This window comes from Gandjariella thermophila (assembly GCF_005405885.1).
Classification (GTDB): Bacteria; Actinomycetota; Actinomycetes; order Mycobacteriales; family Pseudonocardiaceae; genus Gandjariella; species Gandjariella thermophila.
The window spans coordinates 112,881-127,190 of the sequence record NZ_BJFL01000011.1; the positions used below are offsets into that span (position 1 = coordinate 112,881).

General features: G+C 71.9%; 12 protein-coding genes and 1 pseudogene. 4 read left to right on the top strand and 9 right to left on the bottom strand.

The genetic code is table 11. The annotated features are described in order from the left end of the window. Positions 1-49: 49 nt before the first annotated feature. From FFT21_RS13375 to uvrB, 4 genes and pseudogenes are all read right to left on the bottom strand, one after another. Positions 50-1,069: pseudogene (locus FFT21_RS13375) on the bottom strand (carboxylate-amine ligase); the annotation flags it as partial. Positions 1,070-1,121: 52 nt separating this feature from the next. Further along, entirely contained in the window at positions 1,122-1,520 is a 399-nt protein-coding gene (locus tag FFT21_RS13380; RefSeq protein WP_137814166.1) for a type II toxin-antitoxin system VapC family toxin, read from the bottom strand. Further along, a complete protein-coding gene (locus FFT21_RS13385) occupies positions 1,517-1,789 on the bottom strand; it encodes a type II toxin-antitoxin system VapB family antitoxin (protein ID WP_137814167.1) in 273 nt (90 codons plus the stop codon). The genes FFT21_RS13380 and FFT21_RS13385 overlap by 4 nt, the downstream gene beginning before the upstream one ends. Positions 1,790-1,931: 142 nt before the next feature. Then, positions 1,932-4,085, bottom strand: coding sequence for an excinuclease ABC subunit UvrB (uvrB, locus tag FFT21_RS13390; RefSeq protein WP_137814168.1), 2,154 nt, complete (start codon positions 4,083-4,085; stop codon positions 1,932-1,934). Between the two features lie 272 nt (positions 4,086-4,357). Here uvrB and FFT21_RS13395 point away from each other — a divergent pair, with 272 nt between their 5' ends. Continuing rightward, entirely contained in the window at positions 4,358-4,858 is a 501-nt protein-coding gene (locus FFT21_RS13395) for a ribonuclease FAU-1 family protein (RefSeq protein ID WP_225978381.1), read from the top strand. 145 nt (positions 4,859-5,003) lie between these two features. Further along, entirely contained in the window at positions 5,004-5,522 is a 519-nt protein-coding gene (locus tag FFT21_RS13400) for a ribonuclease FAU-1 family protein (RefSeq protein ID WP_137814170.1), read from the top strand. A gap of 27 nt (positions 5,523-5,549) precedes the next feature. Here the strand turns inward: FFT21_RS13400 and FFT21_RS13405 are convergent, their stop codons facing one another. The 5 genes from FFT21_RS13405 to rpsA all read right to left on the bottom strand — a co-directional run bounded on the left by FFT21_RS13405 (position 5,550) and on the right by rpsA (position 12,153). Then, positions 5,550-7,904, bottom strand: a complete 2,355-nt coding sequence (locus FFT21_RS13405) for a LuxR C-terminal-related transcriptional regulator (protein ID WP_137814171.1) — start codon at positions 7,902-7,904, stop codon at positions 5,550-5,552. A gap of 284 nt (positions 7,905-8,188) precedes the next feature. Continuing rightward, positions 8,189-8,377, bottom strand: a complete 189-nt coding sequence (locus FFT21_RS13410) for a hypothetical protein (RefSeq protein ID WP_137814172.1) — start codon at positions 8,375-8,377, stop codon at positions 8,189-8,191. Positions 8,378-8,553: 176 nt separating this feature from the next. After that, a complete protein-coding gene (gene coaE / locus FFT21_RS13415) occupies positions 8,554-9,738 on the bottom strand; it encodes a dephospho-CoA kinase (RefSeq protein WP_137814173.1) in 1,185 nt (394 codons plus the stop codon). Between the two features lie 101 nt (positions 9,739-9,839). Continuing rightward, a complete protein-coding gene (locus FFT21_RS13420) occupies positions 9,840-10,472 on the bottom strand; it encodes a hypothetical protein (protein ID WP_137814174.1) in 633 nt (210 codons plus the stop codon). 190 nt (positions 10,473-10,662) lie between these two features. Beyond that, the gene (gene rpsA / locus FFT21_RS13425) at positions 10,663-12,153 is read right to left on the bottom strand and encodes a 30S ribosomal protein S1 (RefSeq protein ID WP_137814175.1); all 1,491 of its coding nucleotides are present in this window, start codon (positions 12,151-12,153) and stop codon (positions 10,663-10,665) included. A 313-nt stretch (positions 12,154-12,466) separates the two neighbouring features. On the opposite strand from rpsA, the gene FFT21_RS13430 reads away from it, so the two are divergent. Beyond that, on the top strand, positions 12,467-13,267 hold the full coding sequence (locus tag FFT21_RS13430; RefSeq protein ID WP_225978382.1) for a class I SAM-dependent methyltransferase: 801 nt from the start codon (positions 12,467-12,469) through the stop codon (positions 13,265-13,267). Between the two features lie 66 nt (positions 13,268-13,333). Further along, a complete protein-coding gene (locus FFT21_RS13435) occupies positions 13,334-14,263 on the top strand; it encodes a GNAT family N-acetyltransferase (protein WP_137814177.1) in 930 nt (309 codons plus the stop codon). Positions 14,264-14,310 lie beyond the last annotated feature (47 nt).

The following is a 14,310-nucleotide window of genomic DNA, read 5'->3' on the forward strand; positions in this document are numbered from 1 at the left end:
CGACGACGTCGCCGAGGTCGTTCCGCTTCGCGAACGCGGCGCGCTGACGCTGCGCGCCTCCGCCGCGGTCGCGGAGCCGGGCCAGGCCGTCCCGCACGAATTCCAGATCGCCGACGGTGCCCCGCAACGCCGGACGGACCAGGTCGACCAGCTCGCCGAGTTGCCCCTGCAGGGGCACGAGCTGCCCGGTCACCGGATGCAGGCAGCTGCCGGGTAGGCCGTCCCGGGCGGCCCACCACAGGTTGGCGCGCAGGACCTCCTGGGGCGGCACCGGCGGCACGGCCGTCAGGTCGTCGAGGGCCGCGGCCACCAGCCCGCGCACCAGAACGCCGAGCAGCGCGGCGTCCTCAGGGCTGACGGTGACGTCGGCCACCCGGCATTCCAGGGTCGGGTGCCGCTCGGAAAGCCGGATGTCCCAGTAGATCATTCCACGGTCGAGCATGGCCTCGGCGCGCAGCATCGCCGCGACGATGCTCTCGTACTGGTCGAGCGACGCGAAGATCGACGGCGGTCCGGCCGAGGGCCAGCGCGACCACAGCACGTGCCGCCAGCTGCGGTACCGGGTGTCCTCGCCGTTGTCGTACGGCGAGTTCGCGGTCAACGCGAGCAGCACGGGCAGCCAGGGCCGCACGTGGTTGCTGACCGCAGTCGCGGTCTCGCGATCGAGCACGCCCACATGCACGTGGCAGCCGCAGGTGGTGCCGGTGCTGGTGATGGCCCCGAAGTGTTTCGCCATCCTGCGGTAACGGCGGGTCGGCGTGATGTCCGGCGGGGTCTGTTCGGACAGCAACGGAGTGGCGGTCGGCACCACCCGCAGGTCGCGCCGGCAGGCCTCCCGGGCCAGGCTGCCGCGCAGGTTCCGCAGCTGGCCGAGCAGTTCCGCCGCGCCGCGGCAGACCCGGTCGCCGACTCGACCTGGCAGCAGGCCAACTCGAGGTGGAGTTCGCCTTTCGGGTCTCTCGCCGCGCGGATCACGTCCGGCCCGCTGAGCGAGAGGTGACCAGCGCGGTCGACCAGCCGGAACTCTTCCTCGACGCCGACGGTGAGCACAGACACGGATACCCGCCACCGGCGCGGTGACCCCTCGAAGGCGGGGCCCGCAGGGTGTCCCGCCAACGGCGTCATGCCTTCACATCGACAAGCGCGAGATCGGTGTGCACGAAGTCGTCACCCACGAACAGCAACGGTTCGGCGGCGAGATAGGCGGTCGCGTACGTCAGGCAGTCACCGAAGTTCAGCGCCGCCGGATGCCGGCCTTTGCCGTAGCGGTGAAACGCGTCGAGCGCGACCTCGGCGTGCTCGTCGGTGAAGGGTATGGTTTCGATCCTTCGCTCCTGCAGCAGCCGCGCGAGGAGCGTCTTGCCCCGAACACCCCACCGCGCCAGCGCGACCATGCCGGCTTCGAGCCTGGTCGGCGCGCCGATCTTGGACGCATCGGCACTGATCAGCGCCTGCTCCATACGGTCGTGGTCGGGCTCCCGACCGATAATCGCGATCAGTGCCGAGGAGTCGACGATCATACGCCGTCGGGTCCGAATCCGAGGATGCGTTCCTCTTCCTCTTTGGACAGTCGCTTCCCCAACTGGTCGGCCGGGATCTGAGACCAGACCTCCTCCTGCAGGAATCGCCGGAACCTCGCGAGACGCTGCTCGACGTTCTCCCGAGCGACAAGCTGATCGTGCTCCTTACGCAGGGCGGTGCGGATCGCCCCGGTCTTGGTCTGCCCGGTCAGCCGAGCGACCTCAGCGGCCAGCCGCTCTGTCTCGGGGTCCTTGATGTTCAGCGCCATGGTAGAAGGCTACCATCATTGGTGTAACGGCTCATTCCGCAACGCGACTCGTCGACCCACACCAGCCCACGCGCAGTCCCCCACCGCGCCCGGCTTGGCCAGCCGTTCGGCGGGCACCCCGTCCGGCTCCGCCCCCGCGTGGTTATTTGATGCCCGCGGCGTCCATGCCGCGCAGTTCCTTCTTCAGGTCGGCGATCTCGTCGCGCAGCCGCGCGGCCAGCTCGAACTGGAGATCACGGGCGGCACTCATCATCTGGTCGGTGAGCTGCTGCACCAGGTCGGCCAGTTCGGCCCTGGGCATCGACTTGACGTCCCGGTCGGCCAGCACGCCGGCACTCCCGCGCGGGGCGCCCGCCTCGCCGGTGGGCTTCTTGCCGCGGGAGACGTTGCGACCGGAGCCGCCCACGGCGACGGTCTCGCTGTCCTCGGCCTCGGTGTAGACGCGGTCCAGGATGTCGGCGATCTTCTTGCGCAGCGGCTGCGGGTCGAGGCCGCGTTCCTTGTTGTAGGCGATCTGCTTGGCGCGCCGCCGGTTGGTCTCGTCGATCGCCCGACGCATCGAGTCGGTGACCGTGTCCGCGTACATGTGCACCTGGCCGGACACGTTCCGCGCGGCCCGGCCGATGGTCTGGATCAGCGAGGTCTCGCTGCGCAGGAAGCCCTCCTTGTCCGCGTCCAGGATGGCCACCAGGGACACCTCGGGCAGGTCGAGCCCCTCCCGGAGCAGGTTGATGCCGACCAGCACGTCGAACTCGCCCAGCCGGAGCTGCCGCAGCAGCTCCACCCGGCGCAGGGTGTCCACCTCGGAGTGCAGGTAGCGCACCCGGATGCCCAGCTCCAGCAGGTAGTCGGTGAGGTCCTCGGCCATCTTCTTGGTCAGCGTGGTGACCAGCACCCGCTCGTCCCGCTCGGCCCGCAGCCGGATCTCGTGCACCAGGTCGTCGATCTGCCCCTCGGTGGGCTTGACGATCACCTCCGGGTCGACGAGGCCGGTCGGCCGGATGACCTGCTCGACGAACTCGCCGCCGGACTGGCCGAGCTCGTACGGGCCCGGGGTGGCCGAGAGGTACACCGTCTGACCGATCCGGTCCTGGAACTCCTCCCAGGTCAGCGGCCGGTTGTCCAGCGCGCTGGGCAGCCGGAAGCCGTGCTCGACCAGGGTGCGCTTGCGGGAGGCGTCGCCCTCGTACATGCCGCCGATCTGCGGCACCGTGTAGTGCGACTCGTCGATGACCAGCAGGAAGTCGTCCGGGAAGTAGTCGAGCAGGGTGGCCGGCGCCGATCCGGCGGAGCGGCCGTCGATGTGCCGCGAGTAGTTCTCGATGCCGGAGCAGAACCCGACCTGGCGCATCATCTCGATGTCGTAGGTGGTGCGCATGCGCAGCCGCTGCGCCTCCAGCAGCTTGCCCTGCCGCTCCAGCTTGGCCAGGTGCTCCTCGAGTTCGGCCTCGATGTCCCGGATGGCGCGTTCCATCCGTTCCGGGCCGGCCACGTAGTGGGTGGCCGGGAAGATGCGCAGTTCGTCGACCTCGCGCACCACCTCGCCGGTGAGCGGGTGCAGGTAGTAGAGCCGGTCGACCTCGTCACCGAAGAACTCCACCCGCACGGCGAGTTCCTCGTAGGCGGGGATGACCTCCACGGTGTCCCCGCGGACCCGGAAGGTGCCGCGGGCGAAGGCCAGGTCGTTGCGGGTGTACTGGACGTCGACCAGCGCGCGGAGCAGCAGGTCGCGCTCGATCTCGTGGCCGACCCGCAGCTGGATCGAGCGGTCCAGGTAGGACTGCGGTGTGCCCAGGCCGTAGATGCAGGACACCGAGGCCACCACGACGGTGTCCCGCCGGGTGAGCAGGCTCATCGTGGCGGAGTGCCGCAGCCGCTCCACGTCCTCGTTGATCGAGGAGTCCTTCTCGATGTAGGTGTCGGTCTGCGGGACGTACGCCTCTGGCTGGTAGTAGTCGTAGTAGCTGACGAAGTACTCGACCGCGTTGTGCGGGAAGAAACCGCGCAGCTCGTTGGCCATCTGGGCGGCCAGCGTCTTGTTCGGCTCCAGCACCAGGGTGGGCCGCTGGATCCGCTCGATCAGCCACGCTGTGGTGGCCGACTTGCCGGTGCCGGTGGCGCCGAGCAGCACCACGTCCCGCTCGCCCCGCCGCAGCCGGCGCTCCAGCTCCTCGATGGCCTGCGGCTGGTCGCCGGCGGGTTCATACTCGCTGACCACCCGGAACCGGCCGTCCGCGCGGGGGATCTCGCCGATCGGACGGAACTCGGAGGTCGCCAAGACAGGTGTTCCAGCCACGTCCACGAGCGTATGCCTGTCCCCTGACAGTTTTCATCGCCGCGAGCCGTTCCGCACCGGGCTCCGTCCGCCCCCGGCACCTCACCCGGACGGGTGACAGCGTGGCCCGCTTGGCGGGTCACGCGGGGCCACGCGATGGGCAGGATGGCGGCATGGCCGCCGAACTCCACCTCACAGGCTGTTCCAGACCGGTAGTGACCTGCGACGACGAGACCGGGAACGCGCCGGGGCGACACCGCGGCGGCGACCCGCCCCACGCCCATCCACCCAAGATCGAGATCTTCGACCTCGCGGAGCGAACCAACACCGACCCGAAGGGCCGGGTGCGCCGCGTCGAGGAGTACCGGCTGGCACCGTTCGGCCTGTTCATGGCCCGGCCCGTGGTGGGCCACCCGACGCTGGCCTACTTCGAGTCGTGGCTGCTGCCCGAGCCGGGGCTGCGGGTGACCCGGCAGTGGTGGCACCCGGGCGCCGAGCGCGACTACGACTTCTACGTCGACGTGGTGGACATCGTCGCCGGCCAGGACCGGTGGCGGACCGTGGATCACTACCTGGACCTGCTCGTGCGCACCGGCCGGGACGTCGAACTGCTGGATGTGGACGAACTGCTCGCCGCGGTGGCCGCCGGTTTGCTGCCGGTGGCCGAGGGCCGCGACGCGCTGGAGGCCGCGTATCGGGCAGTGTCCGGGATCGCGGCGCACGACTACCGGCTGGAGCGGTGGCTGGCCACGTTGGGTATCCGGCTGACCTGGCGGCGGGCGCCAAGCCAATAGTGGTTACCCGGGCGGGTGGTCAACCGTCATCCGGGTGATCATGGTTCCCCGGTGCCGGATCGATACGGGGTTGGTCGCGATCCGTGATGTAACGAATCGGTGCGGCGGATCACCCGGCGGACACCGGCGGCTACGCTCAGGCACCGTGGGAACGGTCACTACGCCGCAGCTGGTCGATTCGATCGACACGCACACCGGGGTGCGCAGCTACTCGTCCGGAACGACCCGTCAACTCACCACCTGCCAGGTGGAGACCTGGGGTCTGCGGGTCGAGGCGCCGACACCGGAGGACCCGTTCGTGGACTCCCAGGTGACCTGGTTGTTTCCGGATGCCGGCCTACGGCTGACCCACGAGCGGCCCCGCTCCCGGCACGGCCGGGGCGCGCCGAGCACGCTCACCGCGGTGCGGGTGCGGCGGGACGGCCGGTCCTGGCGCACCACCGACCTGCTGCTCGGCCTGGCCGTGCCGGGCGGCAGCACGCCGCGGATCGTGCGGTCCGAGGAGTTCGCCGCCGCGGTGGCCGGCCGGGTACTCCGCGCCGAGGACGCCGACCTCGCGCTGCGCACCGTGCACCGGACCCTGGAGGAACTCAGCCGGCATCGGCACGACATGACCGCCTGGTTGGCCTCGCACGGCGTCATGGCGACCTGGCCGCCCCAGTAAGGTCGCTGGCACACCCGGCCGCCGGCCTCAGCGCACCCCCGGTTCCGCCTCCTGCTGGCTCACCCACGCCGCGATCCTGGCCCGCGAGTTGAAGCCCAGCTTGGTCAGCATGTTCTCCACGTGGGTGTCCACCGTGCGGGGCGCGATGACCAGCCGCTCGGCGATCTTGCGGGTGGACAACCCCTGGGCGACCAGTTCGGCGATCTCCCACTCCCGGCGGGTCAGCCGGGCGGCGGGGTCGGCCGGCCCCGCCGGCTCGGTGGCATCTCGCCGGTCGCGGTGCTCGGGGTCTCCGGCGGGCCGTTCCAGCGCGCAGGCGACGGCCGCGTCCTCCCCGTAGCCGCTGCCCTCCGCGTAGCCGGCGTCGAACGTGTCCCTGCCCAGCGCCGCTCGCCCGGCGGCCACGCACCGCTCGTCGAAGATGCCGCGGATCGCCTCCCGGGGCATCGCGGCCCCGGACAGCCGCCAGATCGGCTGGGTGGCGCCGAGCAGCCGGGCGGCCCACGCGTGCCGGCCGCTGGCGCCCGCGGCCCAGGCCAACCCGTGCAGGCACAGCGAGATGCCGGTGAGGTCGCGCACCGTGCGGAACCGCTCCACCGCCTCCTGGAGCAGGTCGATCGCCCGGCCGTGGTCACCGTCCCGCCACGCGGTCATCCCGACGATCCACAGCGGGTACGCCTTGGACCACTGGGCGCCGTGCGCGTCGCAGATCGCCAGGCTCTCCGCGCCGAGTTCGGCGGCGCGGGGATCGTCGTTGACGAACGCGGCGATGGCCATGTGCAGCAGCGCGTTGGACGCCCCGGCGTCGTCGCCGAGCTTCCGGTACTGCTCCAGCGCCTCCCGCTGCAGCCGGAACGACTCCTCCTTGTGGCCGTGGAAGTACCTGGCCACGCCGGTGACCCAGGCGAGGTCGGCGAAGGACCGGGGATGGTTCAGCCGGTGGGCCAGCGCCTCGGCCTCGGCCAGCATCTCCAGCGGGGTGTCCCGGTAGCCGAGCAGGAGTGCGAGGAACCCGCACGACCACAGCGCGCGCAACCGGGACACGGACGGCTCGGTGTCCAGCGCCAGCGCCTGGCGCAGCCACCGCACGCCCTCCCGGAGGCAGCCCTCGGCGATCCAGTAGCCGCGCAGGTGGGCGGCGATCTGCAGGGCGCCGCGCGCCTGCCCCGGCTCGCGGAGGCAGAACTCCAGTGCCACGCGCAGGTTCGCGTGCTCGCTGCGAAGCTGGGCGAACCACTCGGTCTCGCGCGGGCTGAAGTACTCGGTGCGCACCTGCTCGGCGAGCCGCTGGTAGTGGTCCCGGTGCCGGGCGCGGATCGCCGCCTCCGCACCGCCCGCGGCCAGTTTCTGCCTGCCGTACTGCCGGAGCGTCTCCAGCATGGCGTACCGGGAGCGCCGGCCGTTCGGGTCCTGGTGGGTGACGATCGACTTCTCCACCAGGCCGGCCAGCAGGTCCAGTACCTCGCCGCGGTCGATGCCGTCGCCCGAGCAGACCTCCTCCGCCGCCTCCAGGTCGAACCCGCCGGCGAACACCGACAGTCGCGCCCACAGCAGCCGCTCCTGCGGCGAGCACAGCTCGAAGCCCCAGTCGATCGCGGCGGCCAGGGTGCGCTGGCGGGGGGCCACCGCGCGGTCGCCGGTGGCCAGCACGTGGAACCGGTCGGCGAGCTTGGCCCGCAGCGTGTCCAGCGGCAGGCTGCGCAGCCGCACCGCGGCCAGTTCGATGGCCAGCGGAATGCCGTCCAGCTGCCGGCAGATGTGCACCACCGTGGCCCGGTTCGTGCTGGTGACCTCGAAGCCCGGGAGCACCCTGGCGGCACGGTCGGCGAACAGGGCCACCGCGTCGTCGCTGGACTCGGCACCGTCGACGCTCCGGGGTTCGGGGACCGGCAGCGGGGGAACCGGCAACACCTGCTCCCCCACCACCCGCAGCACGTGCCGGCTGGTGGCCAGCACCCGCACCCCGGGCGCGGCCGGCAGCAGCCCGCCGACCAGTCGGGCGCACTCATCCAGCAGGTGCTCGCAGTTGTCCAGCACCAGCAGCAGGCGCTTGTCGGCCAGGTACTCGGCCAGCCGGGCGGCGGGGCCGGTGGTGTCGTCCCGAAGCCCGAAGGTGGCGGCGACCGTCTCGCCCAGCAACTCCGGGTCGCGTAGCACGGTCAGGTCGACGAACCACACGCCGTCCGGGAACGCCCGCCGGACCTCGTCGGCGACCTGCTGGGCCAGCCGGGTCTTGCCGACCCCGCCGGGGCCGGTGAGGGTCAGCAGCCGGGTGCCGGAGAGCATGCGACGGGCCTCGACGCGCTCCTGCCGGCGCCCGACGAAGCTCGTCGTGCCGATGGACAGGTTCCCCACCGGTGCTGGCGACGCGGTCGCGACCATGGTCCCGCTATGACCTTTTCCTCGTGCTTCGGACATACCACACGGTACGCACCGGCGCGGCCGCTGGCCGGGCGCGCGCGTACCAGAGTATGAGCGACGCCCCAGCGGGCGTCGAGCGGGAGCCGTCAGGGCACGGCGGGCGCGGGCACGCGGCGGCGTGTGGGGGCGGTGAGACACCGGTCGGGGTTGGGGTGGGGTGTCGATGTCCCACCGCCCCGCGACCGAGCAGACCTGCCTGGGGGGACGGCAGGAAGGTCCGCTCGGTGGCGTGCCGGCAGGCCCGCTCAGCCGGCGGTCAGGGGAGTCTGGCCGCTGGTGGTGAGGGAGGCCAGCCGCCTCGGTTGGCTCGCCTCGTCACCGCACTGGGAGCGCCAGGTGCCGACGTGCACCCACTGCCTGCCCCAGCCATAGGTGGCCAGGACGGTCGGCCGGGCGCATTGCGGGCAGGGCTGCGGGCTGGAGTCGACGAACATATCGGGGTTTCCTCGGGAGGTCGGTTTGCTCGGGGTTTGGTGATCAGATCGGGGTCTTGGTCGTTCCCAGCCTGCCCCTCGCCCCCTACGGAGGGATCGGGCAAGTTTCGGATCGATGTACGTAGGTTTCGGCTACGTAGTCACCCAGGGCGGCCACTCCGGCACCTGGCGTGGCGTTACGGCGTCCAGCCGGTGCGTCTGGCCCAGTTCTCGGCCCGCGGCAACGCGTCGTCGAACCAGGGTCGCTTGCCGGCCACGTACCCTTCGATATCCACGTCTTCCTTGACCAGACGCCGCTTGAGCTGCTCGTACTCGGTGCGGGCCGGGGCGTCGGCGCGGAGCCAGTCCCGGAACAGCAGCGTCTGCCGCCAGCCCGGCGAGCCGAGGACCCGCACGTGCAGGTTGACCCGCCGGCCCGGGTCGGCGTTGGTGTGCACCCGCTTGCGCCAGCGTTCCGGGTCCGGGTCGCCGGGCTTCGGGTCGTCCTGGTCGAACCCGGGAAGGTAGGGGAAGCCGGCCTGGCCGAGGGCGCCGGCGATGGCGTCGGCGTCGTCCAGCGAGGCCACGGTGAGCTGCAGGTCGATGACGTCCTTCGCGGCGAGGCCGGGGACGGCCGTGGAGCCCACGTGGTCCACCCGCAGCGCGGTCTCCCCCGCCGCCAGCCGGACCCGGGCGGCGAGCCGCTCGGCCTGGGCGGGCCACGTTGGGTCCGGCTCGACCAGCACCGGGACGGAGCACTGGGCACCGCGGCCGTACCGCACGTTGGCCTCGAAGGGCACCAGCCGGTCGGTCCACAGCACGTCGACATCGGCGAGCACCCGCTCCGGCTCGCCGGTGTTGTCCAGCCACACGTCGGCGGCGGCGCGGCGCTGCTCGTCGCTCGCCTGGGCGGCCACCCTGGCGCGGGCGTCCCGCTCGGTCATGCCGCGCGTCGCGGCCAGCCGGCGCACCCGCGCCCGGACATCGGCGTGCACCACGAGCACGAGATGGTAGGTCGGGGCGAGGCCGTTCTCCACCAGCAGGGGAACGTCGTGCACCACGATCGCGTCCGGCGGCGCGGCCGCCATCAACTCCGCGGTCCTGGCGCCGATCCGCGGGTGCAGGATGGCGTTCAGTCGCTGCCTGGCCGCGTCGTCGCCGAACACCCTGCCGGCCAGCGCCGCCCGGTCCAGGGCGCCGTCCGCGGTGAGGACGTCGGTGCCGAACGCGGCGACCACCTCGGCCAGCCCCTCGGTGCCGGGCTCGACCACCTCCCGGGCGATCCGGTCGGCGTCCAGCACCACGGCGCCGTGCTCGGCGAGCCGGCGGGCGACGGTGGACTTGCCGGCGCCGATGCCCCCGGTGAGCCCCACACGCAGCATGGCGTGGAGTGTGCCAGCCCGCGCCGAGCCCGCGCGCGGCGGCCGGGGACGGGGCAGTGGCCACCCTGGTTGACCAGACGGGTTGCCTGGAAAGGCCGGGGCTACCCGGTGGTGGTGTCGGTGTGCGGGGTGAGCGCGCGCACGGCGAGTGCGGCGAGGATCTCCCCGGCCCGATCCTCGGGCAGCGCCCCCGGCGCGGCGCTGACCAGCACGGTGGTCTTGCCGTGCTGGTCGACCAGTGTGCGGTTCGGGTTGTCGGCGAGCAGCACGCCCCGGTCCGGACCGACCTGCACCTCGCTCGTGGCCACGCCTCGCTGCCGGGCATCGTCCACGGTGGACCGCATCCGCTGCGCCGCGGTCGGCTCGTCGGCGTAGGTGGCCATGGCGATGGACACCGCGGCCTTCTCGAACGGCTGCCCCTCGGGAACGCCGTAGTAGCAGTCGATCCGGGCGGTGCGGCTGATCCTCGGGTCGGGTACGCCGAGCACGAAGCCGGTGCTTCCGGCGAGCGGGTGGCCGACGATCTGGTCGACCTCGGGCCCGGTGGCCACGTTGAGGCAGTCCCTGGGCAGTTCCCGGTCGGTCACCGTGGGCCGCGGCGGTGGCGGCGAGGTTTCGAAGGTGGGGATATGGGCGGGGCCGGCGAGTTGCCGGGCCGCGCAGCCGACCAGCACGGCGGCGCATGCGGCGGCGGAGATCAGGAGAAGCGGGCGAACCGCTCTGGCACTGTCCACAGTGATCGGACGCTAGCGGAGAGAGCGAGGGGCCCGCGCCGGTTTCCGGCGCGGGCCCCTCGGACGGATGAAGCGTGCGCTCTGCCCATTCTCGAAATCGCGTCAGCGGGGCTCAGTCCCACTCAGCACCCGGCGGGTTGTGCCCGCCGGACCACCCGCCTCCGCGATCGCGCGGCTTCGCCGGGCGCGTTCACATGCCGCCGGAGAGCTTCTCCCGCAGCGCGGCCAGCTGCTCGTCGCTGGCCAGCGTGCCGCCGTTGGCGGCGGGCGCCTCACCGCTGGAGGACGGCACCTCCTCGTCGGTGCGACCGGTACCACCACCGCCGGCGCCGGCCTCCGCCTCGGCGGCCGCGGCCTTGGCGATCTGCTTCATGTGGGCCTCGTAGCGGGCGCGGGCCTCGGCGTACTGCCGCTCCCACTCCTCGCGCTGCTTCTCGTAGCCCTCCATCCACTCCTGGGTCTCCGGGTCGAAGCCCTCGGGATAGATGTAGTTGCCCTGGTCGTCGTACTCGGCGGCCATGCCGTACTGGGTCGGGTCGAACTCGGTGTCCGGCGTCATGCCCTCGTTGGCCTGCTTCAGCGACAGCGAGATACGGCGCCGGTCCAGGTCGATGTCGATGACCTTGACCATCACCTCGTCGCCGACCTGGACGACCTGCTCCGGGATCTCCACGTGTCGCTCGGCCAGCTCGGAGATGTGCACCAGGCCCTCGATGCCCTCGTCGACCCGGACGAAGGCGCCGAACGGCACCAGCTTGGTGACCTTGCCCGGCACGATCTGGCCGATCGCGTGGGTCCGGGCGAACTGGCGCCACGGGTCCTCCTGGGTCGCCTTCAGCGACAACGAGACCCGCTCGCGCTCCATGTCCACGTCGAGCACCTCGACGGTGACCTCCTGGCCCACCTCGACGACCTCGCTCGGGTGGTCGATGTGCTTCCAGGACAGCTCGGAGACGTGCACCAGGCCGTCCACGCCGCCGAGGTCGACGAACGCGCCGAAGTTGACGATGGAGGACACCACGCCCTTGCGGACCTGGCCCTTCTGCAACTGGTTGAGGAACTCGCTGCGGACCTCGGACTGGGTCTGCTCCAGCCAGGCCCGGCGGGACAGCACCACGTTGTTGCGGTTCTTGTCCAGTTCGATGATCTTCGCCTCGAGCTCGCGGCCCACGTAGGGCTGCAGGTCGCGGACGCGGCGCATCTCGACCAGCGAGGCCGGGAGGAAGCCGCGGAGCCCGATGTCGAGGATCAGGCCACCCTTGACCACCTCGATGACCGTGCCGCGGACCGGCTCGTCCTTCTCCTTGAGGGCCTCGATGGTGCCCCAGGCGCGCTCATACTGGGCGCGCTTCTTGGAGAGGATCAACCGGCCTTCCTTGTCCTCCTTCTGGAGGACCAGCGCTTCGACCTCGTCACCAACCTTGACGACCTCGGCCGGGTCGACGTCGTGCTTGATCGACAGCTCGCGCGAGGGGATGACACCCTCGGTCTTGTAGCCGATGTCGAGCAGCACCTCGTCACGGTCGACCTTGACGATGGTGCCTTCGACGATGTCGCCGTCATTGAAGTACTTGATGGTCTTGTCGACGGCGGCGAGGAAGTCCTCCTCCGTCCCGACGTCGTTGATCGCAACCTGCTTGGGCGAGGCGCCAGCCGGGACAGCGGTGGTGTCGGTGGACATTAGGTGGGTTGCTCCGGTACCGATTGGGGGTAGTTGGCCTGCAGTTTTCACGATGCGCGGCGGGTGTCTCCGCTGCGGGAAGTAGGCAACGACGCGAACAACGCACGACAGGCGCTGCCTGTTCCCGGGGTACCGGAACTGCAGGCAGCGCAAACCCACTGCGCGGGCGGTATCGTACGCGGTTACTCGATCGTCCGGCAAACCGGTGCCCGGAAGGAGCAACGTGACCACGTGGCCCGACACGGACGACGATCGGCCGGCGTCCGGCGGAGCGAACGCTCCGCATACCGACCGGCACGCCACGGCGGAACGGCTGCTCGGCACGGTCGACGTGGTGAAGCGCACGGTGGGGCCGGCGGAGTCCCGGGCGGCCAGCCGGGCCTGGTGGGACGCGGACGCCGACGACTACCAGGCCGAGCACGGCGACTTCCTCGGAGAGGCGGACTTCGTGTGGTGCCCGGAGGGGCTGCGCGAGGCGGACATCCGGTTGCTCGGCGAGGTGCGCGGCGCCGACGTGCTGGAGGTGGGCTGCGGCTCGGCGTCCTGCGCCCGGTGGCTGGCCGCGGAGGGCGCGCGCGTGGTGGCCGTGGACCTCTCCACCGGCATGCTCCGGCATGCGGCGGCCGGCAACCGGTCCACCGGGGTGGCGGTGCCGCTGGTGCAGGCGAGCGCCGACCAGTTGCCGTTCCGCGACGACGCGTTCGACGTCGCCTGCTCCGCCTTCGGGGCGGTGCCGTTCGTCGCCGACCTGGGCGCGGTGTTCCGCGAGGTGGCCAGGGTGCTGCGGCCCGGGGGCCGCTGGGTGTTCGCGGTGACTCACCCGATCCGGTGGATATTCCCGGACGATCCGGGGCCGCTCGGGCTGACCGTGGCCCAGTCGTACTTCGACCGGACGCCGTACGTGGAGGTCGACGACGCCGGCCGGGTCACCTACGTCGAGCACCACCGCACCATCGGGGACTACCTGCGGCACCTGGTCTCCGCCGGTTTCGTGGTGCGGGACCTGGTGGAACCAGAGTGGCCGGAGGGGCACCGGCGCGAGTGGGGCCAGTGGAGCCCGCTGCGGGGCCGGCTGTTTCCGGGCACCGCGATCTTTGTCTGCCACAGGCCGTAACGTCGCACCCGGGATGCGCCGGATGCGCGTGCGGGTACCCCGGGGCGGATCAGCGGAGGACGGCAGATGACGGTCGGGCAGGAACTGGTGGACGCGCAGTCGGTGCGGTTCGCCTCGGTGGACCCGCTGCTGCCACCCGCCGCTCCGCCCCCGGACGGTGACGTGATCACCGCGGCGCTGCCGGACGGCCGCCGGGTGGCCGGCGTGCTGGTCCGGCAGTTCTACGGCCCCGGCTCGGTGCCGAGCCTCTGGTCGGCCCGGGAGTCCTGGGAGCTGACCCCGCTGATCGGCGAGCACGGCGGCGGCGCGCTGGACGCGCTGCTGCGGGCCTGGCGGCAGCGGATGGACCGCACCGGCGCGCCGGGCCACGACTCGGCGTGCGTGGTGACGTGGCCGAGCCGGGACGTCGAGGCCACCCGGGTGTTGCTGGACCACGGGTTCGTGCCGCTGTCGGTGATCGCGGTGCGCCGGTCCGCGCCGCCGGCGAGCGAGCCGCCGCCGCTGGTGTCCCTGCGCCGCGCCGGCCCGCGGGACCTGGAGACGGTGCTCCAGCTCAGCCTGCTCGAGTTGCGGTACTCGGCGCTGGTCGGCGGCACCGTGCCCCGGGAGGACGCGGTGACCCTCAAGCGCGGCACGGTGCAGGAACGGCTACTGGCGGGGGAGCCGACGTGGCTGGCGGAGCGGGACGGCATCGCGGTGGGCATGGTCGAGTGCGGCTGGACCGAGTCGGCGCCGGGCACCTGGATGGCCGCCCGGCTGCCGCACGGCCGCTGGGGATACGTGAACTGCGTCTCGGTGGTGACCGGCGCGCGCGGCGGCGGCGTCGGGCAGCAGCTCATGGCCGTGGTCCACCGCGAACTGCACCGCGGCGGCGTGATCGGCACGTACCTCTACTACAACCCGGCCAACCCGCTGTCCTCGGTGTTCTGGCCGCGGCAGGGTTACCGGCCGCTGTGGACGATCTGGGAGGTCCGGCCGGCCGGCGCGCTGCGCTGAACCCGTCCGGCGGGTCGGGCGCGGGCTGTCGGAGGTTCGCCGCCGCC